This is a genomic window from Calothrix sp. NIES-2098, assembly GCF_963875125.1.
GTDB lineage: Bacteria > Cyanobacteriota > Cyanobacteriia > Cyanobacteriales > Nostocaceae > Aulosira.
This window is the reverse complement of the sequence record NZ_CAWNKJ010000001.1, coordinates 4678860-4699329: the sequence shown is the minus strand read 5'-3', so window position 1 is coordinate 4699329 and position 20470 is coordinate 4678860. Positions and strand designations below refer to the sequence as shown.

The window sequence follows — 20470 nt, the reverse complement described above, 5'->3', positions numbered from 1 at the left end:
TGGGAATGTTTGATTTTTAGTAATTGCTCAGTCCCATACTATTTATATTCTATCGCATCATATTGATAGAGTGGCTATTCATTCACGATTGTTTCTCCGACTATCTGAATAAAAGATTGCTCGCTTGCAATATCATCAAAATCAAGGTCTGATGCAGCTTCTTCTCGATATTTTTGGTTTAATTGAATTGCCTGTTGAAGATTTTTTAAAGCTAATTCTAGGTTTCTTTGCAGTGCATAACAGGCGGCTTTATTGTAATAAGCACTAGCATAATTCGGATTAATTTCTAAAGCTTGATCAAAAGAGGCGATCGCTTCGTCGTCACGCCCTAGCCGCACTAAACTATAACCGCGTTTATCCCAAACTTTGGGGGAACCTGGTTTAATTTCTATGGCTTTGTCAAAAGAGGCGATCGCTTCGTCGTATTCTTCTAACTCTATCAAAGCTAAACCGCGATTCATCCAAGCAACTGCATCATCAGGCTTGACTTTGGTGGCTTGATTAAACGAGACAAAAGCTTGTTGATGTTTGCGTAAATTTCCAAAAGCGACACCGCGATCGCACCAAGCTTGATGGTCGTTAGGATTGATTTTTAAAGCTGTATCATAGGAAGCGATCGCGTTGGCGTAGCGTTTCAACCTAGCGAGAGTTAAACCTTGTTTAAACCAAGCAACAGCGTTATTTGGCTGGATTTTAACTGCTTGGTTGTAAAGTGCGATCGCATCTTCATAGCGCTTTTCGCTAAACAGCAAATCCCCCTGTTCCAGATATTCATCAGCCGCCACTTCTTCTGATTGCGTTGGTTCCTGAATGTTTTCTGCAACTTCAGGTTTCCCAAATTCTGGCAGCTTTGGCTCTTTAATTTCTGTCAGTTCTTCCAGAATCAGATCCTTGCGTTGTTGCGCATCTGATTGTAGCTCCGAAAGTTGCGATACAAAATCCGTTTCTAACTTTTCTAGCTTTTCCAGAATCAGAATTTTTTGTTGTTGAGCATTTAACTGTAATTCTGAGAATTGAGATGTGAATTCTGAGCCAGATTTTTCTAAATTTTCAATAATTAGCTGCTTTTGTTTTTCAGCTTCCGCCTGTAAATCAGCTAGTTGAGTTACAAATTCTGACTGTAAATTTATTAAATTGGCAATAATTTTATCTTTTTCTTGTTGAGTGCCAGCTTCTAACTCTAATATTTGCGATTTAAATAAACCTTCTATTTCATTGATATTTGCTAAGGTTGTATCTTTATTTTGTTGAGCCTCTACCTCTAAATTTGAGATATGCGTAGCAAATTCTGTTTGTAACTTAGCTAAACTCTCAACAAATATATTCTTTTCATTCTGCGTATCAGACTGCAAGCCAAATAAATGCACAGTAAATTCATCTCTGGATTTATCCAAATTTTCCAGAGTAAGATTTTTTTGTTGTTCAGCGCTGACTTGTAGTTTAGATAACTCTGCTGCTAAATCTGATGTTAATTTACCCAAATTTTCCAGAGTTAAATTACTATGATTTTGAGCTTCAGACTGCAATGTTGATAATTGAACAGCAAATTCAGCCTGCAAATTCTCTAGATTTTTTTGGATAATTTGAACTTCCGATTCTAACTTATTGATAAGATTGTTTTTATTGGCCGAAAAATCTGCTGTAACTGTCGATAAATTATCTTGCTCAACTTTAATTTTCTCTTTTAAAGTCTCAGCTTCTTTGCCTAAATCATTAGTTATCTTTTTAACTTCTTGAATAGCATTTTCAGCTTCTTGTTTTACCAAATTTAGCTGAGTTTCCAGGTTTTCCACTCCTTCTAGCTGTGATATAGCTTGATTAACAATTTCCCGGATGGCTACCCTTCGTAACAGCCAATATAAAGCAATAACTGCCACAGGAAACAAGCTTAATAAAACTAGCCAGATATTAAATAACATAGTGGTACGACTAAAGTTACGCTCAAAATCAGATTGGGCTGCTTCTCGAATCTGCTTTTCTGCTCGCAGTCTTGTCAATTCTTCCCGTTCCTGATTCGATAATACCGGAGTAGGTGTCACTGCTGGTGCAGTTTGCCCACTTACTTTATCAGTAGACAGCAGCAAGGGCGAAAAGACCATAACGCTTTGCAAAACTAAAGCGTAGACGACTAGATTTTTGCTTTTCATCAAGACCATCCCTATCTGTTGGTCAGTTTTTAAAGCGGCGTACCTCTCTCCAATCTATAACAAATTATGTTGGCAATAGTGTTGATCGCTTCATCGCTCAACTGGTTAACAAAATCGCCCTTCCAGTACCACTACAACTCTGTCGACCTTATACATCAAGCCTTTCTAGGGAATCCGCCACAATGCTTATTGACGGCGTTAGGATATTACGTAAAATAATACGTAAAGGTAATTAACACAGATTAAATGATTCAGCGTTTTCTGAAAACGCACAAAATTATGCCTCTTGCATTTTTAAACAATGCTTACTTAGATGAGCTAATCTCTGCTACGGAGTTAAACCGTCAACCCGGTCATATTCTCGATAAAGCTGCTGAACATCCCGTAACAATTACACGCAATGGACAGTTCTTTGCTTTATTACCGAGGGAGGAAGTAACTTGTCTGGTAAAAACTGCTATCCAAAGTAAAGCTGTTTTTGAATCATTAACTGTCGCTTTTTCTCTATTATTAGGCAAAGAAATCGGCTTTGAACATCCTTATGGATGGTTGAGTGTGTTTGACTCAGATGAACTTCAAGAGTTTATTAAGGAATTAAGTAAGGCTTTTCGGTTGGTAGATTCTTCAACTACAGCATGGAAGATGATTGACGCCATCATTCATGAATGGCATGAAAGCGCTATTGCAATCTCTAGCCCTGAGCTTGCTGCTGCTTTTAACGACGAGACGGATGAAATACCATTGACACAACCATCTGTTGAAAATGCTAAGTAAACTCTCTTATGTCTGATATTCCGCCAGACCAAGAAATAAGCAACGATCGTTTGGAGCCGCCAGAGTCGAACTGACGGCTCCTAGTTTATCTACTGTCAACAAAATATGGTTAGTGGTTGCTAAGAATCGAAAAGTCAACAAAGCGTGGGAAGCTTTAATGCAACGTAGTCCAGAAAACACAAAACGTTGCTATGAAGACTTATGTACTGCACCAATGACACGAAAACCAAGAAGAGTATTTCCTTTAAAAGGTAAGAAATATAAAGGAGTATGGGAATACGAAGTAACTTCTGGAGATAGAATCTTTTATATTCCTGATGAATCTCACAGAAAAGTCTTAGTTTATTACGCTGGGGAACATATTCAACCTGCACCAACACCATAATTAGCATATTCCAGGTCAACTGTTCTATTTTCTATCTTTGCGATCTCAATCCTTCAGACTACTAAACACATCAGCTCCTTGTGGGTTCAGCCTTTGGGTAATGTCATCAAACTTATACCAATTCAAATAATGTTTGTGACAGATAAATTCTTTGTAGGGAACATCCACAATCTTTTGGCATATTAAATATCTTACTGGTGCCGTGCCCATATCTATCTGTCGTTTTTAAATTGGCTAGTAAATTATCATTTAAGTTATTTCCACATTGTCGCTTTAGAAATATATAAAGTAAATTGGAAGCGCTGTCATTTATAATAATGTACAATGCTGATATTTTTTATTCATGGTGTTGCCGAATCAAAAGTTAAATTTGCTCAACCATTAAAACATCTCATTAAAGAGGAATTAACGCAACGTAGCAAAGATTTACCATATTTCCATTCTGGATTTTATGCTGATGTTTTAAATAAAAAGGACAAAATCTGGAATTGTATCGATCGAGATTTGGCAAACCTAAAAAAACAAGATCCTAATGTTAATCTTCAAGATATATTTCGTGGACAAGAAATCAGACGAGAATTTCTTTCCGATTTTGTAGGCGATGCTTTTACTTACCTTAACTTAGAACGAGGCGCGAAAATCCGAGAATCCATTGCCTGACATTTAGAAGATTTTATCGTCAATCACCCTGAAGAACAAGATTTTCATATTGTTGCCCATTCTATGGGAACTGTAATTTTATGGGATATTTTGTTTTCTGATAAATTCCAACCTCGCGATCCGGCATTTAAAATTCGCTCCTTAATCCTTGAGAAAGTTAACTTAAAAAGTATTACAACGATGGGTTCACCCATCCTGTTGTTCAATATGATTTTTGATTTTCAGCCCGAACAGGCTAATAATTTTGCGCTTCTATTTCATAAACAACCTATCCGATGGATTAACATTATTCATTCTTCTGACTTAATTGCTTATCCTATAGGTTCTAGCTTAAAACTCAGTGATTCAACTAATTTATCAATTCAAGATAAATTTATATCAACTGTTGCTAATGATTTTGAAAAAACGGTACGTGGGCTAGCTGAATCTCCTGCTATTAATGCAAATCCAGGCATCAACCAAGCATTGCATTGTCTCTTGCTGCAATAGCATCAGGTGCGCCCGATGCTCATATTAATTATTGGAAATGTTCTCAAACTGCAAAAATTATTGTAGATAATATTTTAGGGACTCAAGACAGAATAATAGATATAGTTATCGAGCAGTTAAAAAAAGTTCCTGGAATGACAATTACTTTAATAGAAGCTACAGAGTCTGCAAAAACTAAAGACTACACCATAGATAATGGTTGGCATAATTACTTGGGTGAATTTGATAAACTTATAGAAAGTTTTCAGTTTTCAGATCGTAGTGGAAAATTAAATATGCGAGATAACATAGCTCAGATTCCCCATATTTATCTTTATAATAACAATGGTAATTGCCAATTAAGTGGTTATGTTGGTTTGCTTCACGCCAATGGGCTGAGACAAGAAGTGGAAGCTATTAAACGGAAATATCGTTTAAAAGTAAGTTAAAGTTCTAAATATATAGCGGTTCTCAATTGCATCAAATATACACGATTGATAAGTAACAATGCTGTGCCCTATTATATATTGCATCCAAACGAGAACCACTATAGGCGATTTTGAACAAGTTTTTATTAGGAGTATCTCAATACTGAGAGTTATTTTAATTTTATAGTTATACGAATATACTGATAAGGGTTTAGCATTGCTAAACCCCTACGAAAAACCTTGACACTATATATAAAAAATTCAGAATAATTACTAAAAAAGCGTTGCTTTGTTAGGAACAACGCTGAAATTTAGATTATTAACTGCTATCTAGTTTTCACCAAAGTAAGCTGCTAGTGCTTCTGAACCACCAATAAGTTGTCCATCGATAAATACTTGGGGAACTGTTGTCGCACCTGTAACTGCTTTCAAAGAATGAGTAGTCACATCTTTACCTAAGACTATTTCTTCATAATCTAAACCATGCTCTTTGAGCAATGCTTTAGCACGCGCACAGTAAGGACAACCTACTTTTGCAAATAAAGAAATCAGCTTGGGCTTCACTGCTTGGGGATTAATATATCTGAGCATTGTCTCAGCATCAGATACTTTAAAGGGATCTCCTGGCTCTTCCGGCTCAATGAACATGTTATCAATGACACCATCCTTGACCAGCATGGAATAGCGCCATGAGCGTTTACCAAAGCCCAAGTCTGATTTATCTACCAGCATTCCCATACCTTCAGTAAATTCACCATTACCATCAGGTATTAATTTGATGTTGCTGGCTTCTTGGTCTTTAGCCCATTCATTCATAACAAAGGCATCATTGACGGAAATACAGATAATGTCATCCACGCCATTTTCTTTAAACACATTAGCCAACTGGTTATAACCAGGTAGGTGGGTGGAAGAACAAGTGGGAGTAAAAGCGCCTGGTAAGGAGAAAACAACTACTGTCTTATTAGCAAATAGTTCATCGGTAGTCACATCTACCCAGTGATTGTCTTTACGAGTACGAAACGTGACATTGGGAACTCGTTGTCCTCGGCGATTGGACAGCATTAGGCCTCCTGAAATAATCAATTAATAGTGCCAAAAGTTCAAAGAAGTTTACTCTAAGCTTTTAGCACTGTTTTGCAGCAAGATTTTATTTGTGCGCAGATATACTAGTATAATTGTCAATCAGTGTGCAACTTGCTTGAGTAAGAAATGCCTAAGCAAATTCATCGATAAAGGGTGCGATCGCACTCACAAATTCACTGGTCGATTCATAAGGTAGAACATTGCGCCCAGCTATTTTTATGCCGCGTCCTTGCGGTAAATAAGCTAAATAGTCAGCTAAACGTTCCTCTGGGGTTGCAACTTTACCTTCTCGACTAATACTTGATGCTTGTTCTCCCACAACTACTAATGTTGGTTGCTGAATAGAGGCGATCTCCTTACTATAATCCTGTCGCCAAAAGCTTGATAAAAATGAAAATACGGCGTGGCGGCTGGCGGTATTTTTTGCACCTACTACTAAAGTATCCAACCATTCTGAATCAACCATATCGCCAGAGGCAAAAAGTTGGCGAGTCGAAAAAGAACGCAAAAACTTTGTAGTGCGTGCATAACGATAAAACGCATTACCAAAGGGTGAATCAAAGAGATTCCAAGCTAATTTCTGTCGCCATGCTGGTACTTTTTTGGTGATGATAGGCCAAGCTGGAGGGCCTGATAATATTAGGGAGTGAATTAACTTTGGTTCTTTAGGAATTAATCTCAGAGCAATCGGTAATAAACCACCTTGCACTAATACAATTACAGGTTTTTGTACTACTGTTTGCAGAAAGTAATGCAATTGTTCTGCCCAATCATCAGGAGTGTAAGCGACATGGGGCATATCACTTTCACCACATCCCAATAAATCGGGGTTATAAATTTGATTTCGATGCCCAGTTTGATACCATTCACGGCAAAATCGTTGCCAAAATTGCCGCGATAATCCCACACCAATAGGATGAATTAATAGGAGAGGAATACCTTGAGGTGGGGAACTATTTGGTTGCTGCACTTCGTAGGCACAGCGATAATTATGCCAATTATAAAACTGAGTAGGAGATGCTGTTGGATTTAGCGATCGCAAATCATTAGATGATTGCATAATATACCAGCCTTATTTGTTAAAAAATCATTTGCGGATGTTTTAGCTGATATCCAGCGTCTTTGATTTTTTGATTCGATACCCAAGCATTATATTGGCGATTACTTTGAAGGGAAGCATCCCAACTAATCTGAGGTAAATTGTGTTTTGTTAGCAGAGTATCAAAAAACTCACGACTAATTAGATGGGCATCATCTACTAGGTTATAAATACCTTGTAAATTGTGTTGACGGGCAAACTCAATAGCACCAACAATATCATCAAGATGAACCCAATTTGTGATGTCATTGCCATTACCGGAGCGAGTTGTACCAGCAAAGCGACCAAATATTTTGATCAGTTCCCTACCAGTCCCGTAAATTCCTCCTAAACGCAAAATACAGACGTGGAGATTTTCATTAGCTGCTGATAACAAAACTTCTTCAGTTTCGCGGAGAATTTTAGCACCTGGACTGCTAGGTAGCACAGTTGTTTCTTCATCAACAACCTCACCATTTCTATCTCCATATACCGAATAACTTCCTGTATATATCAACTGCTTGATGCGAGAAAATTCTGGTAAGATAGAAACTAAAGTTTTAGCTGTTTGTAAATACGCCTCTTCATAAAAGTCTGCACCTTTAGCAGCAACACTCAACAGTATCACATCTTGATTTTGTAATACTGATTTTAGTCCCTCTATATCGTTGCCTTTAGTAAGGATGACTTTTTGGGCTACTGCTTCTAGTACTGGTACACGTGTAGGTGAAGTTGTGGTTGCTGTCACCACAAAGTTCGCTTTTTCTTGCCAATATTGAGCAACTGCACAACCTACATAACCACAACCAATAATTGCAATATTCATGTGGCTTTAAAACCCTTAATTTTGAATTTATTTTGCTAATTCACTTTCAATTGTGGCAATTAATTCTGGTGAATATGGTTTGACACTACTCTTAAAACGAGCCACTACTTCACCCTGTTTATTGATGACGAATTTTTCAAAATTCCAAGCTACAGGGCCTGTTGGTTCAACTGCATTGGTGAGTCGAGCATAAAGTGGATGCTGTGGCAAACTTTTGGCATTAACTTTATCGAATAGTTCAAAAGTCACTCCATAGTTATTCGTACAGAATTGTACAATTTCTTCGTTGCTTCCAGGTTCTTGTGCGCCAAAATCATTGGAGGGAAAGGCGAGAATACGTAATCCAGCTTCTCCATACTCTTGGTTCAACTTTTCTAGCCCCTCATATTGAGGAGTGTAACCGCAATAGGAAGCTACATTCACAATTAATAGTACTTTACCAGCGTACTCACTAAGTTGCTTTTCTTCACCGTTGATTGTTTTAACTGCAATGTCAGAAATTTTGGTATTCATCTTAAATTGATTTTGTTAGAACTATTGCCAAGTTTCGCATATTGTAGGTAAGGCTAAACCAGTTTTTTAAGAGTTTTATTTGGGATTTAGCCTGTTTGTGGTTCAAAATATAGATTTTATGTAACCACAGAGACACAAAGACACAAAGGTGAATGACCAAAAATTTATCCACATTTTTATTTCTGAATTGTGTCAGAAATTAGCGTGCAGTTTTCTGCTGCAAAGTGCTTTTCCATTTGCAGATATTTAGGGACACCGATGAGTTCTTGAAATTCTTGAAAGCTGACTAAATCTGTCAAGTTCGCTGTGCTTCCCTGTGTTTTTAAATGAGTTAAGCAAGCGGTCATTACCTTAGTGACAGCGAACAGAGCCGTAAGCGGAAAAAACACTATTTTAAAGCCTAATTGCTGTAACTCAGCAGCAGTTAGTTGGGGAGTTTTACCACCTTCAACGATATTAGCTACTAGTGGTACGTTTGGAAAAGCAGCTGCGATCGCTTTTAATTCTTCTACAGATTGGGGAGCTTCTACAAAGAGTATATCTGCACCCGCGGCAATGTAAGCTCGACCGCGAGCGATCGCTTCTTCTAAACCTAAGGTAGCACGCGCATCAGTGCGAGCAATAATTACCAGATCGCTATCACCACGGGCTTCTACGGCGGCGCGGATTTTTCCGGCGTGTTCTGCAAGGGGGATAACTCGCTTACCCTCAAAATGACCGCACTTTTTCGGCCATTCCTGATCTTCTAGCAGTACGCCAGCCAAACCCAACTGTACAGCATCCTTAACAGTCCGGATGGCATTCAAAGCGTTACCGTAGCCAGTATCTAAATCAGCAATTAAAGGAACAGTAATTGATTGCGCAATTCGCCCTACACTGTAGAGCATTTCTGTAGCAGTAAGAAAACCGTAGTCTGGTAAACCCAATGTAGAAGCAGCAATGCCAAAACCGCTAGTAGCCACTACTTCAAAACCTGAGTTTTCAGCCAACTTAGCACCCAGACAGTCGTAGACTCCAGGAATGACAATAATTTCAGGACGCGCCAATAACTGACGTAGTTTTTGTCCAGCAGACATATAGTAATTTACAAATGCAGAATACCCCTATTTGAGAATACAGCTTCGGATGCCAAATTGTACTTTGTGCGATCGCACCTGCTTCAAGGTTAAGACTAATGCGAAGAGACAAGCCTCAGCCCCAGCACACCAGCCATAATTAAGCCAATACAGAAAAAACGCCTAAATTCAGCTGGTTCTCCCAACAAAATTACACCCATCAAAGCTGTACCCGCAGCTCCTATACCAGTCCAGATGGCGTAAGCTGTACCCACTGGTAATGTACGCAGTGCTGTTGATAAGAAAACGAAACTCACTACCATACAAGCAACAGTAGCAATACTAGGGCCAAGTTTAGTAAATCCTTGTGTATACTTCAGTCCAATTGCCCATCCCATCTCCAGCAACCCAGCAATTAGAAGGTATATCCAAGCCATTGTTTTCTCCCCTACAAGTTGCAGACATTGCATCGCCTATTTTATTGTTACATTTCGATACTTTTTATCTGTCTGCTCTTGGTATAACCTTTTAAGTGCAGGATGTAAGTCTACCTACTCCTCCACTCACCTCATCTCCACTTATGACCTATACCATTGACGCCACCCATGACCCAAATTTACGCAGTTGGGTAGAGTCAGCCAATGAAGAAGACACTGATTTTCCGATCCAAAATTTGCCTTTTGGTGTATTTCGCATTCAGGGTAGCGCTGAACCGCCACGAATTGGGGTTGCAATTGGAGACAAGATTTTAGATTTAGCTAGATGTTCCCAACTTGGCTTATTTGCAGAACTTCCCGAACAGCTGCAAGCAGCTTGTACAGCACCGAATTTAAATTTATTGATGGGAATGGAAAGCCAAGCGAGATTAGCGTTGCGTCATCGCTTAAGCGAGTTATTGCGATACGACATACAACAGCCTCCTCCAGAAGCTGAAATTCTCATTTTCATATCTGAAGCCGAACTTTTATTACCAGCAATTATTGGCGATTATACTGATTTTTACGCCTCAATATTTCACGCCACCAATGTAGGAAAGCTTTTCCGTCCGGATAATCCATTGCTTTCCAACTATAAATATGTACCTATCGCCTATCATGGACGGGCTTCCTCAATTGTGACAAGTGATACTTATATTCAGCGTCCCAGCGGTCAAATCAAGAAACCAGAAGATTCATCTCCCAGTTTTACAGCTTCTCAAATGCTGGATTATGAATTGGAAGTTGGGTTTTTTGTCAGTGCTGGAAATCAGTTAGGACGACCCATAAATATAGATAAAGCTGAAGAACATATATTTGGATTATGCTTGGTGAATGACTGGTCAGCACGAGATATCCAAGCATGGGAATATCAACCCCTTGGCCCGTTTTTAGCCAAGAGTTTTGCGACAACAATTTCTCCTTGGGTAGTCACCTTAGAAGCTTTAGCACCCTTTCGTTGTCCGGCTTTTGGTCGCAGTCAAGACGATCCTCAACCTTTACCTTATCTCTCTTCGTCACTTAATAATAGTTTAGGCGGTATCGATATTACGCTGGAAGTTTGGATGCGTTCAGCCCAGATGCAAGAACAAGGCTTGCAACCGTTTCGTTTGAGTCGTGGTTCTTTCCAGCAGATGTATTGGACAATAGCGCAAATGCTTACTCATCACTCAAGTAATGGGTGTAACTTGCGTTCGGGAGATTTGCTGGCTAGTGGGACAGTCTCTGGTGCGGAAGAAGGTTCTCAGGGTTGTTTGCTGGAAATGACTCAACGTGGTTCCAAACCTATTGAACTACCTACAGGTGAAGTCAGAAAATTTTTGTCTGATGGAGATGAAGTTATTCTGCGGGGATATTGTGAGAAAGGAGGTTATAAGCGAGTGGGATTTGGAGAATGTCGAGGTAAAATCCTAATTCCCGAATTGTAGCGAGTTAATTTTATGCAGTTCATAAAGACTGTGACTACAGGTGAGTTAGATTACGTAGCGAGTCAACCCAACTTTGGCTCAAAAGCTTGGTATATATGCTTTACAGCAAATTTGCGATATTTTCGGAAATCTTTTGAATTTTCTGTGTAGTAAGTAATATCGATTTTCTAAGCTGACAACTTATGAATCGCTTGATATCTTTTATTATTGCAGGCTCAATAGCATCTATCGCAACTTTGGCGATCGCGCAAGCTACTGACAGTACTACATGCGCACTCTACCGGAATTGCTACTATCATACTTCTCGTACTTACAAACCCCAGCTTGAGAATGATGTCAACGATAACCTTTACAAAACTGGTATTTTGAGTATGTTCGTTATTCTTGTCACAACAAGAATAGCAAAATCCGCATTAGAATCTTGGTCTAAATAAAACGTAAAACTCCTCCAACTATAAATTGGATCGAGATTTTGTGAGGATTAAACTTATTTTTCCCAATATTTATTAATTAAACTTAGATTGCAACTTCAAGCTAAATACTAAAAAACCAAAAAGCCATAGATTTACACAAGATGTACCCAGATATTTATAAGAGTACCTTGTCGATCTATGGTTTTAAATTATCAATTACAAAATTTTTCAGAAATCTAATGTGATTCTTGGCTCACGGGTATTTGTTTAGAAAAATTGCAAAAATATAACATGATTCTGAAATTATGAATTGAACTTTAATTAAAGTGTCACCTTTTCAGAGTTGGCATTTTTGCTCTTCTTCCGAGTCAATAGACCACCCATACCAAAAGCCATTAGACCAAGGATTGTGCCTGGTTCCGGTACTGATTTAGTATTGTTAGTATTGTAAGTACTTTCAAACTTATCACTAACACCGCCAGTACCACCAATACTTTGAACATGTGTAGCAATTGCTAAAGTTCCATTTTTAAATCCAGTTTCGATATCGCTAAATGATGTACCGCTTTTCAAATTAAAGATAATTGACAGAGACTCTCCAACATCTACACCTGTTTTTTGATATCCAGAATTGGTAGCTTTAAAAGTTATTGCTGGGTTCCAGCCAAATGTCGCCGGAAGAGTTGCAGTATTCGTTTGAGTAAAGTTAACTCCTTGATCTAGATTATGTGCAGCTGTAGTACTCAAAGAGGACAAACTCAACAAATTGAGGAAGTTAGTTTTCCCAAAATCAACTTCAGTAATTGTTCCTGCACTTACTGAACCAGAATTGTTAAATGTGAATTTAACTTGTCCAGAGCCTAAATCATCAACAGATGTTGTCAGTTGAGGAGCAACGTTGAAGGAACTATTATTAGTCTTTCTAGTAAAACCCAACTCAAACGCCTGTGCTGGAATTGCCTGTGCAACCAAAGTGATACTAGTTGTTGCTAACAAGACAGGTAGAAACGAATTGATCTTCATTAGAAATTGGATCGCTCAAATAAAATATACATTCTGAAATATAACCAAATATTAAAAAAAAACACATAATCAATGCTGGCTTTATGAAATATTTATTATCTTGAAATAAGTTTATGTATATTGTGTGTGTGTAAACTTAAAATAGAAAATAAGCTGCATTCTAGATGCAGTAAGCATCTCATCAATATAGCTTGAGTGCAAAATGATTGTTTTGATAAAAACAATAACTTCTATATCTAAGATAAACTCTTTTTAAAGCTGTGACTTTCTTCGATAGAGAAAAGTAATCATGTACACCAATTGCTATAGATTGAGCCAGAAAAATCCTAAGTATTTTTCCATAATTTTATTTTTTCAAATTATTGATTTTAATCAAAAGTTAAAACAGAAATAGTGCTAATAGATAAAAGCAGCTATTACACCTGAAAACAAAGCTTGCAAAAACAGGACTTTTGCACCGATACAATAGGTATTAGGCTATAAATTTGATAAAGCTTACTTTTTATTTATATTTGAATCTCTAGTTATTTCTACAGAAGTGAATACCACCCTGCTACTTAGCAAATCAAGTGTAAAACTGCCTCAACTAGCTTGAAAATGGGCGTCGAGGAGCCAGTTGCGGAGGACTGTTGCTTGGTTGTTAGGGTAGCGGGAAGCCAGTCCGGTGGAACTTTGCGCTTTCTCCTTAGCAAGGGTTAAAACCTAATTACGTTTCGTAACATACTTAGCTTTATTTCTACTGGCTTACTTAAGTCTTTAAGCAGACATAATATAAAATGCGATCGCTCTTCTACAAGCAGTGCAAAAGAGCGATGCCTATGGCGGGCTACGCCTACGCACAGTCAAAACTATAGCTTAATTTACAGTGCCTCTGGTGGGGAAATATCAGGCCCGACGATGATACTAGTACTACTAGATTTGATTCCTGGTTTAGTAGTTGTTTCCGTCTTCTGTTTTAACTGAGATAAGGATGAAGAGGGTTGAGTATCAACATTAACTTGCAGTGTTTTTTCAGAGTTTGTTTGTTGAGAAAGGAAAGATAATCCTCCCACTGCTCCAGCAACAAGAGCTGTATAACCAACATACAAATGCATTGGGCGGAGTTCTAGTCCTGATACTTCAGATGCTTTTTTCGCTTGACACCAAGATGGCAAAACTGATTTGACTGTTTCAACTTTAGGTAAAGAAGCTGCTAGGGCTGTACCATTTAATCCCAAAGCATTGCCTGTAATCCGAATAAAACCACGAATAAAGACATCTTCTGGTAATAAATCTAAATTACCATCTTCTAAAGCCTCCATATGATGAAGTGGGATCAGAGTATATGCTTGCAGTTGCATCAAAGACAATCCTTGAGACTCACGAGCTTGGCGAAGTTGTTGGCTGATTTGACGCAGACTTAATGCATATTCTTCTGCTGCTGTTAGCTTATTTTGTTCGGCATCAGACTTTTGCTTATTGAGATTAAACCGCTTCATCCATGCTGTTGGAGATTTGGATTCTGGAGTTTTTGCTACATCTACAGATGTGTTCGTTTGTGCGGATAAATTCCCTAAATTTGATTTAACACTTGTTAACTGCTGTGCCGAATTTTGTAATTCTACTTGTTCAACGTTGCTGGAAATATTACTATCATCTGTCTGATGGTTACTATCTGTAACTTCCTTACTATGTGTTGCAAATTGGTGAAATGCTAAACCAATTGCTTCTCTACTGACAGCTTTAAATAAAATTTTAGCTTGTTCTGCCGACGATCCTAGCAACTGCTGTAAGGTAGCTAGAGCACGCCGATACACCTTACTGCGATGCAATTCTGCTTCAATATCACCAAGCAGCGATCGCAATTCATCTTGAGAAATTTCAATAGGATTTTTTCCGGGAATTGTTACTAAATATACAGGCGCTGTATTCATAATTTTAAGTCTCTTCCAGTACTGGAGCAGATAGTAGTTCCACCTGTATAATTTCTTCTACTATTGGCTAACTTATCCGGATTGTTATGTATTATTTTTTAACTTTGCTATCGGCTAATTTTGCATAATTAAATAGTATAAATTAGCCATAAATCTCAGGTAGAAAATACTTAAAAAACGAGAATATCAGTTATCTATTAACCTTTTCATTACCTGGGAACATACACTTGTTGAACAAAGTCATCCACCCATTGCATATATTCCACACCAGCTACATCTGCGACATCATTATGTTCTGCACCAGGAACTAAAATCAGCTTTTTGGCTTCAGGTGCAACTGCATATAGTTTTTGACTCATGAAAAACGGCACAGTTGAATCAGCAGTGCCATGAATGAATAACACTGGCATTTTCAACTTTGGTACTTTTTTAATTGATTCAAATCGCTGTGTCAGGATTAAATCGACGGGGAATATGCGAAACAAGTTCCTGTAAGCTACTACCTCTCGAATCGAGGTGAAAGAACTTTCTACAATTAGTCCAGCAGCATTGGGGTGTTTGAGCGCTAAATCAATGGCTATTGCACCACCCAAAGAATGCCCATAAATAAAAATGTGCCCAGGTGGAATCTGTAGTTGTTGTACCAAGTAATTCCACGCTGTAACGGCATCTTGATAAACTCTCATTTCATTGGGAAATGCACCTTCACTGCGACCGTAACCCCGGTAATCAATTAGCAGTACAGAAAATCCTAGTTGATAAAATCTATAAGCATGGTTAATATTGGCACCAATATTAACTCCGTTACCGTGTAGATATAACAACACTTTGGCATTTGGTTGTTTAGCTTTGAGCCACCAACCGTGGATGCGTTCTACTCGACGCGATCGGATCTGTACTGGTAGCCAAACTTCCTCATAAGCAAGATTAAAAAGTGCTGGTGTCTGTTCAACGATAGTAGAAGGAAAGAAGATAAACCGAGGTTGCTGAATAAAAAGCAACAAACAAAATGCCAAATAGGCGATCGCAGCAATAATACCGAAACAAAGTAGGAGTTTTAATAAAAAATCTAATGTTAGTTGCAGCTTATCTATGTTCATGTACGCGATTAAGTGAAATTACTAATACCTATAAACACAAAAATTTTCCTAACTGGTTGCTTCGTAGTTGTCCAGCTAGGATGAATGCGAACAGAAAAATTTTAATGAGTTTGAATCTTCAGTAATATTATATACAATTTTTACAAAACTTTACTGTCTGCGCGCTATTCATTATTCTGTTTAGCGTTCAGAATTGGGACAGTATTTTTCTCTCTTCGTTTTAATAAAGGATAAAGGTTTAGCAATGCTAAATCCTAGGAAAAATCCCTCTGGATTGGGAATTAGCGTTAACATTCCGCTTGACTAACGCTAATCAGCTGTACCCAGAGAGAATATTTTTTAATTGAACTGCTCTATCGTCATGAAATTTTTGGTTGACTGAGATGCCAAGTAGTTGATTGCTCATAAGCGTGAGCTACCTGAAACAGCTGATCTTCTCGCAACACCCTGCCAATTAGCTGCAATCCAATAGGTAGTCCTTGCTCATCGAACCCACAAGGCACGCTTAAACCTGGTAAACCCGCAAGATTAACAGGAATAGTCATCAAGTCAGTTAAATACATACTCAAGGGATCGGTAGTTTTTTCCCCGGCTTTGAATGCTGTAGTCGGAGCAGTAGGACAAACTAACACATCAACTTGTTCAAATGCTTTCTCAAAGTCTTCCTTAATCAGAGTGCGAACTTTTTGCGCTTTGAGATAGTAAGCATCGTAATAGCCAGCAGAAAGGGCATAAGTGCCAATCATAATCCGCCGTTTCACTTCTGTACCAAAACCAGAGGCGCGGGTACGAGTGTACATCGACAGCAGATTATCTGCATCAGGTACACGCAAACCATACTTCACACCATCATAACGAGCTAGGTTAGCGGAAGCTTCTGAGGGGGCAATGATGTAGTAGCTAGGTAAGCCATAGCGGAAGCGGGGACAGGAAACTACATGAATTTCTGCTCCCAAATGTTGTAATTGCTCGATTGCTTTGGTGACAGCTTTTTCTACCACTGAGTCCAAGCCTTCACCAAAAGTTTCTTTGATAATACCTATTCTGATTTTTTTCCTAGCTTTGAGGTCTGGTTTTAGACCAGCAGCATAATCGGGAATTTCTACTTTTAAGCTAGTAGAATCTTTGGCATCGTAACCTGCGATCGCGCTTAATAATATTGCCGCATCTTCTACTGTGCGCCCAAAAGGCCCTATTTGATCCAAAGACGAAGCATAAGCTACCAAACCGTAGCGAGAAACCAGCCCGTAAGTCGGTTTTAACCCTACTACACCGCAGAACGAAGCTGGTTGACGAATTGAGCCACCAGTATCCGAACCAAGGGCAACCACACATTCTTCCGCCGCGACAGCCGCCGCCGAACCTCCAGAAGAACCCCCTGGAACGCGCGACACATCCCAAGGATTAGCCGTGACTTGGTAGGCAGAGTTTTCTGTAGAACTGCCCATTGCAAACTCATCCAAATTGGTTTTTCCTACCATCACAGCGCCAGCATCTGCCAACTTTTGCGTTACCGTTGATTCATAAGGCGGCACAAAATTTTCTAAAATTCGGGAGGCGCAAGTTGTGGTAACGCCTTTGGTACAAAGATTATCTTTGATACCAATAGGAATTCCAGCTAACAGTCCAATTTCTTCACCAGCAGCGATTTTAGCATCCACTGCACGAGCCTGGTCTAACGCCTGCTGTGCAGTTACATACAAGAAACTGTGCAATTTTGGCTCTAATGCTTGGATGCGATCTAAAGCTTCTTGGGTAATTTCAACGGCAGAACGTTCTTTTTTAATTAGTTGTTCGTGCAACTCGCGGATGGATGCCATGATTGCTCCCTTTATGACTCAAGTCCTTGATTTTAGTACATTATGATTGGGCATAGGGAAGAGGCAGAGGGGCAGGGAGCAGGTGAGTCTACTTGCCGTCTTGGCGGTTTCCGTCACGATGGCAAAGTGGCGAACCCGAAGGGGTGCGGGGGAGAAGTTCCTCTCATAGGTGTAGGTTTTTCATCAAAGGGTGAGTTAGAACTCTCATTTGAACGCAGGAATAAGCTTTTTCTTCCTTGTCTCCTTTGTTCCCCTTGTCGTCCATGTCCCCCTGCTCCTGATCCTCTCATCTCCCCTTATCCCGTATTATTCGTGTAAGAGTATAGCAGTGTTAACTCTCTAATAGATTGTGTAGTATGGTCATTGCCTGACTTACAATTCAGATAACTTTATAAATTAACGCATCTCATAAATCTACTTAAGAACTTAATAATATGGTCAAAATAGTTATACGTAAATCCTTGGGCGAACAAAATGTTTATGACATTGGGGTTGAGTTAGACCATAATTTTGCCATCAAAAATGGTTTGATAGCTTCCAATTGTTTTAATAAATCTCATTCTACTGCTTATGGTTATGTAACTTATCAAACAGCATATTTAAAAGCTAATTTCCCATTGGAATACATGGCGGCGCTGTTGACGGCTAACAGTGGCGACACGGATAAGGTGCAGAAATATATCTCCACCTGTATAAGTATGAACATTCAAATCGAGCCGCCAGACATTAATCGCTCTGGGGTGGATTTTACGCCCGTAGCAGGAAAAATCTTGTTTGGATTTTCGGCGGTTCGGAATGTGGGACAAAATGCGATCGCTTCTATTTTAGAAGCCAGAAATGAAGGTGGAGAGTTTAAATCCTTGGGGGATTTTTGCGATCGCGTGGATCTGCGCGCTGTGAACCGTCGAACTTTAGAGTCGCTAATCTCTTGTGGTGCTTTTGACAAAATCCAACCCAATCGTCACCAATTAATTCAAGATTTACCTTTAGTTTATGAATGGGCGCAATCCCGCGCTAAAGATCGAGCTAGCGGTCAAGGAAGTATTTTTGATTTATTAGGGGGATTTAATACTACTAATACTAATACTAAAACTGCCAATAATGCATTTGAAATGGCTCCTAAAGCTCAAGCTGTTTCTGATTTTCCTCCCCAAGAAAAGTTACGGATGGAAAAAGAACTTTTAGGGTTTTATGTGTCAGACCATCCCCTGAAATCTCTGAAACAATCATCTCTAGTTTTAGCTCCAATTAACCTATCGCAGCTTGGCGAACAAAGGGAAGATACGCTGCTTTGTGCAGTTGTCATGCTTAATGGTGTGAAAAAAGTCATCACCAAGAAAGGCGATCCAATGGCAATTTTACAAATCGAAGATTTAACTTCCCAATCAGAAGCAGTTGTCTTTCCGAAAAATTACGAACGTATTAGTTCTCTATTACAAGTTGATGCGAGATTGATTATTTGGGGTAAAGTAGACCGACGCGACGACCAAACTCAATTTATTGTGGAAGATGCTGAAGTAGTTGATACCGTAAAACTAGTAATGGTAGAACTAACTCCTCTACAAGCAGTCAATATTGAAGAACGCGATCGCCTCAGAAATATTTTGAAAGAACAATCAGGAGACAAAGCAAAAATACCTGTGATTGGCGTAGTACAAGCTGGTAATTCTCGTCAACTTGTCCGTTTTGGTCGGCAATTTTGGGTACAAGATTCTCTTAGCACAGTTATAGCGCTTCAAAATGGCAGATTTCCGGCTCAGATCAAACCCCTTACTGGTAGTTGAATACCGGAAATCACAAGTAAAACACGTCTCATTAAAGACTATGTTTACAGCTTAATTACTGATAATTGTTGAATTAGCTTGACACAAGGTTTATCGCTCCGTCAACAGTATATAGCCGGAGATAAAAGGCTATTGAGTCTGTTTTTTGGTTACTTATGCGGATGATGTCTTCCTTCAATGCATGGTATCTTTTGATGCTATGCCATTTAGGCAATAGTCAGGGGAAGGAGCTAAGACTTGATGATCGTTAATGATCTAACTAAATTTGTCTCATATTGTAAAAGAATTCAACCCCAAACGCAGGAAGATATCAAGAAATTTTTTGAAGGGGTAATTTTTTTTCCCTATGACAAAGAACTTCTACTACAAGCCTATTTATTTCTCAATCTCAACCAATTATTTCCATCATGCTCTGAATTGTTGCTCTTTGAAAAGTCACCAATTGCAGACTATACTGACTTGGGAAAATGCGATTTTGTTTATCTAACAAATCAAGGGAATTTATTCTTAATAGAAACTAAATTTATTGATACAGAAGCAACGGGAGCCACAGAGAGAAAAAGAAGAAATAAGCATAGAAACAAAGTTTTTGAGCAAGTTATTACTCTAAAAAGCCGATTTAGTGAATATTGGCATATCAGAACTGAGCAATTAGAATGTGGTGTATTTACAACAGATCCAGAAGTTGAATGGCGAGGTAATGGTATGAATGTAATCACAAAATCAGTAACAATAGAACATCTCGAAGAATGGCGGAGAAATTATCAAATAAATAACTATAATAATCGATGTGATTCATGAAATGACTGGCGTATGTAAGTCATAGTCAAGAAGATTATTCGATTTGTAACTGGCTTCATCAAAGTTCAATATTAGTTCTATAAAGTTATAATTTTGCGCTTCATTTAGCTGTTAATTGCTCGCATAACTTGTTTCTAGAATAGGTTTTTCCTCTTCCCCCAATAATTAGCGGCTCTATCATATACAGAGGTAATAATTAATTCCGTAACCTTGTTTGTTTTGATGATTCACAGACTATTCTCCGAAATTTAAATCTCTACACACTTATGGTTTTGGAGATCGTCTATTTCAGT

General features: G+C 38.6%; 20 protein-coding genes. 9 read left to right on the top strand and 11 right to left on the bottom strand.

The window, feature by feature from the left end:
• Positions 1-74: 74 nt before the first annotated feature.
• On the bottom strand, positions 75-2147 hold the full coding sequence (locus AACU33_RS19600) for a tetratricopeptide repeat protein (protein ID WP_096590245.1): 2073 nt from the start codon (positions 2145-2147) through the stop codon (positions 75-77).
• Between the two features lie 279 nt (positions 2148-2426).
• On the opposite strand from AACU33_RS19600, the gene AACU33_RS19595 reads away from it, so the two are divergent.
• The 5 genes from AACU33_RS19595 to AACU33_RS19575 all read left to right on the top strand — a co-directional run bounded on the left by AACU33_RS19595 (position 2427) and on the right by AACU33_RS19575 (position 4883).
• Positions 2427-2921, top strand: a complete 495-nt coding sequence (locus AACU33_RS19595; RefSeq protein ID WP_096595310.1) for a type II toxin-antitoxin system prevent-host-death family antitoxin — start codon at positions 2427-2429, stop codon at positions 2919-2921.
• Positions 2922-3033: 112 nt separating this feature from the next.
• Positions 3034-3306 (top strand): hypothetical protein, encoded by a 273-nt coding sequence (locus AACU33_RS19590; protein ID WP_339376150.1) that lies wholly within the window; start codon positions 3034-3036, stop codon positions 3304-3306.
• Between the two features lie 324 nt (positions 3307-3630).
• The gene (locus AACU33_RS19585; protein WP_096590244.1) at positions 3631-3966 is read left to right on the top strand and encodes a hypothetical protein; all 336 of its coding nucleotides are present in this window, start codon (positions 3631-3633) and stop codon (positions 3964-3966) included.
• Positions 3967-4029: 63 nt separating this feature from the next.
• Entirely contained in the window at positions 4030-4455 is a 426-nt protein-coding gene (locus AACU33_RS19580; RefSeq protein ID WP_096590243.1) for a hypothetical protein, read from the top strand.
• Positions 4437-4883, top strand: coding sequence for a hypothetical protein (locus AACU33_RS19575; RefSeq protein WP_096590242.1), 447 nt, complete (start codon positions 4437-4439; stop codon positions 4881-4883). Before AACU33_RS19580 ends, AACU33_RS19575 begins: the two co-directional genes overlap by 19 nt.
• Before the next feature lie 309 nt (positions 4884-5192).
• Here AACU33_RS19575 and AACU33_RS19570 read toward each other — a convergent pair whose 3' ends face one another.
• The 6 genes from AACU33_RS19570 to sugE all read right to left on the bottom strand — a co-directional run bounded on the left by AACU33_RS19570 (position 5193) and on the right by sugE (position 9857).
• Positions 5193-5927 (bottom strand): glutathione peroxidase, encoded by a 735-nt coding sequence (locus AACU33_RS19570; RefSeq protein WP_096590241.1) that lies wholly within the window; start codon positions 5925-5927, stop codon positions 5193-5195.
• Positions 5928-6078: 151 nt separating this feature from the next.
• Positions 6079-7008 carry an alpha/beta fold hydrolase gene (locus AACU33_RS19565; protein ID WP_096590240.1) on the bottom strand — a complete coding sequence of 310 codons (930 nt, stop codon included), beginning with the start codon at positions 7006-7008 and terminating at the stop codon, positions 6079-6081.
• 19 nt (positions 7009-7027) lie between these two features.
• Complete coding sequence (locus AACU33_RS19560; RefSeq protein WP_096590239.1) at positions 7028-7852, bottom strand: SDR family oxidoreductase; 825 nt, start codon at positions 7850-7852, stop codon at positions 7028-7030.
• Positions 7853-7879: 27 nt separating this feature from the next.
• The gene (locus tag AACU33_RS19555; RefSeq protein ID WP_096590238.1) at positions 7880-8365 is read right to left on the bottom strand and encodes a glutathione peroxidase; all 486 of its coding nucleotides are present in this window, start codon (positions 8363-8365) and stop codon (positions 7880-7882) included.
• 176 nt (positions 8366-8541) lie between these two features.
• The gene (locus AACU33_RS19550; RefSeq protein ID WP_096590237.1) at positions 8542-9441 is read right to left on the bottom strand and encodes an isocitrate lyase/PEP mutase family protein; all 900 of its coding nucleotides are present in this window, start codon (positions 9439-9441) and stop codon (positions 8542-8544) included.
• Between the two features lie 95 nt (positions 9442-9536).
• On the bottom strand, positions 9537-9857 hold the full coding sequence (sugE, locus tag AACU33_RS19545) for a quaternary ammonium compound efflux SMR transporter SugE (protein ID WP_096590236.1): 321 nt from the start codon (positions 9855-9857) through the stop codon (positions 9537-9539).
• Positions 9858-10000: 143 nt separating this feature from the next.
• Between sugE and fahA the strand changes: the two genes are divergently transcribed.
• Together fahA and AACU33_RS19535 are read left to right on the top strand one after the other, a co-directional pair.
• The gene (fahA, locus tag AACU33_RS19540; RefSeq protein WP_096590235.1) at positions 10001-11323 is read left to right on the top strand and encodes a fumarylacetoacetase; all 1323 of its coding nucleotides are present in this window, start codon (positions 10001-10003) and stop codon (positions 11321-11323) included.
• A 182-nt stretch (positions 11324-11505) separates the two neighbouring features.
• Positions 11506-11757 (top strand): hypothetical protein, encoded by a 252-nt coding sequence (locus AACU33_RS19535; RefSeq protein WP_096590234.1) that lies wholly within the window; start codon positions 11506-11508, stop codon positions 11755-11757.
• A 300-nt stretch (positions 11758-12057) separates the two neighbouring features.
• Here the strand turns inward: AACU33_RS19535 and AACU33_RS19530 are convergent, their stop codons facing one another.
• The 4 genes from AACU33_RS19530 to gatA form a co-directional block, all read right to left on the bottom strand.
• The gene (locus AACU33_RS19530) at positions 12058-12759 is read right to left on the bottom strand and encodes a PEP-CTERM sorting domain-containing protein (protein ID WP_096590233.1); all 702 of its coding nucleotides are present in this window, start codon (positions 12757-12759) and stop codon (positions 12058-12060) included.
• Between the two features lie 860 nt (positions 12760-13619).
• Positions 13620-14672 (bottom strand): helix-turn-helix domain-containing protein, encoded by a 1053-nt coding sequence (locus AACU33_RS19525; RefSeq protein WP_096590232.1) that lies wholly within the window; start codon positions 14670-14672, stop codon positions 13620-13622.
• A 209-nt stretch (positions 14673-14881) separates the two neighbouring features.
• Positions 14882-15772: an alpha/beta hydrolase gene (locus AACU33_RS19520; RefSeq protein ID WP_096590231.1), complete on the bottom strand. Its 891-nt coding sequence runs from the start codon at positions 15770-15772 to the stop codon at positions 14882-14884.
• A gap of 359 nt (positions 15773-16131) precedes the next feature.
• Positions 16132-17592, bottom strand: coding sequence for an Asp-tRNA(Asn)/Glu-tRNA(Gln) amidotransferase subunit GatA (gatA, locus tag AACU33_RS19515; RefSeq protein ID WP_096590230.1), 1461 nt, complete (start codon positions 17590-17592; stop codon positions 16132-16134).
• A gap of 434 nt (positions 17593-18026) precedes the next feature.
• On the opposite strand from gatA, the gene AACU33_RS19510 reads away from it, so the two are divergent.
• Positions 18027-19376 carry a helix-hairpin-helix domain-containing protein gene (locus AACU33_RS19510; protein ID WP_096590229.1) on the top strand — a complete coding sequence of 450 codons (1350 nt, stop codon included), beginning with the start codon at positions 18027-18029 and terminating at the stop codon, positions 19374-19376.
• 240 nt (positions 19377-19616) lie between these two features.
• Positions 19617-20177 (top strand): hypothetical protein, encoded by a 561-nt coding sequence (locus AACU33_RS19505; RefSeq protein ID WP_096590228.1) that lies wholly within the window; start codon positions 19617-19619, stop codon positions 20175-20177.
• Positions 20178-20470: the final 293 nt, after the last annotated feature.

Bases quoted from the DNA above. Each gene is read 5' to 3' on its own strand.
- fahA (WP_096590235.1), top strand. From the start codon at position 10,001: ATGACCTATACCATTGACGCCACCCATGACCCAAATTTACGCAGTTGG.
- sugE (WP_096590236.1), bottom strand. From the start codon at position 9,857: ATGGCTTGGATATACCTTCTAATTGCTGGGTTGCTGGAGATGGGATGG.
- AACU33_RS19555 (WP_096590238.1), bottom strand. From the start codon at position 8,365: ATGAATACCAAAATTTCTGACATTGCAGTTAAAACAATCAACGGTGAA.
- AACU33_RS19530 (WP_096590233.1), bottom strand. From the start codon at position 12,759: ATGAAGATCAATTCGTTTCTACCTGTCTTGTTAGCAACAACTAGTATC.
- AACU33_RS19560 (WP_096590239.1), bottom strand. From the start codon at position 7,852: ATGAATATTGCAATTATTGGTTGTGGTTATGTAGGTTGTGCAGTTGCT.
- AACU33_RS19565 (WP_096590240.1), bottom strand. From the start codon at position 7,008: ATGCAATCATCTAATGATTTGCGATCGCTAAATCCAACAGCATCTCCT.
- AACU33_RS19505 (WP_096590228.1), top strand. From the start codon at position 19,617: ATGATCGTTAATGATCTAACTAAATTTGTCTCATATTGTAAAAGAATT.
- gatA (WP_096590230.1), bottom strand. From the start codon at position 17,592: ATGGCATCCATCCGCGAGTTGCACGAACAACTAATTAAAAAAGAACGT.
- AACU33_RS19580 (WP_096590243.1), top strand. From the start codon at position 4,030: ATGGGAACTGTAATTTTATGGGATATTTTGTTTTCTGATAAATTCCAA.
- AACU33_RS19595 (WP_096595310.1), top strand. From the start codon at position 2,427: ATGCCTCTTGCATTTTTAAACAATGCTTACTTAGATGAGCTAATCTCT.
- AACU33_RS19600 (WP_096590245.1), bottom strand. From the start codon at position 2,147: ATGAAAAGCAAAAATCTAGTCGTCTACGCTTTAGTTTTGCAAAGCGTT.
- AACU33_RS19570 (WP_096590241.1), bottom strand. From the start codon at position 5,927: ATGCTGTCCAATCGCCGAGGACAACGAGTTCCCAATGTCACGTTTCGT.
- AACU33_RS19535 (WP_096590234.1), top strand. From the start codon at position 11,506: ATGAATCGCTTGATATCTTTTATTATTGCAGGCTCAATAGCATCTATC.
- AACU33_RS19510 (WP_096590229.1), top strand. From the start codon at position 18,027: ATGGTCAAAATAGTTATACGTAAATCCTTGGGCGAACAAAATGTTTAT.
- AACU33_RS19525 (WP_096590232.1), bottom strand. From the start codon at position 14,672: ATGAATACAGCGCCTGTATATTTAGTAACAATTCCCGGAAAAAATCCT.
- AACU33_RS19550 (WP_096590237.1), bottom strand. From the start codon at position 9,441: ATGTCTGCTGGACAAAAACTACGTCAGTTATTGGCGCGTCCTGAAATT.
- AACU33_RS19585 (WP_096590244.1), top strand. From the start codon at position 3,631: ATGCTGATATTTTTTATTCATGGTGTTGCCGAATCAAAAGTTAAATTT.
- AACU33_RS19520 (WP_096590231.1), bottom strand. From the start codon at position 15,772: ATGAACATAGATAAGCTGCAACTAACATTAGATTTTTTATTAAAACTC.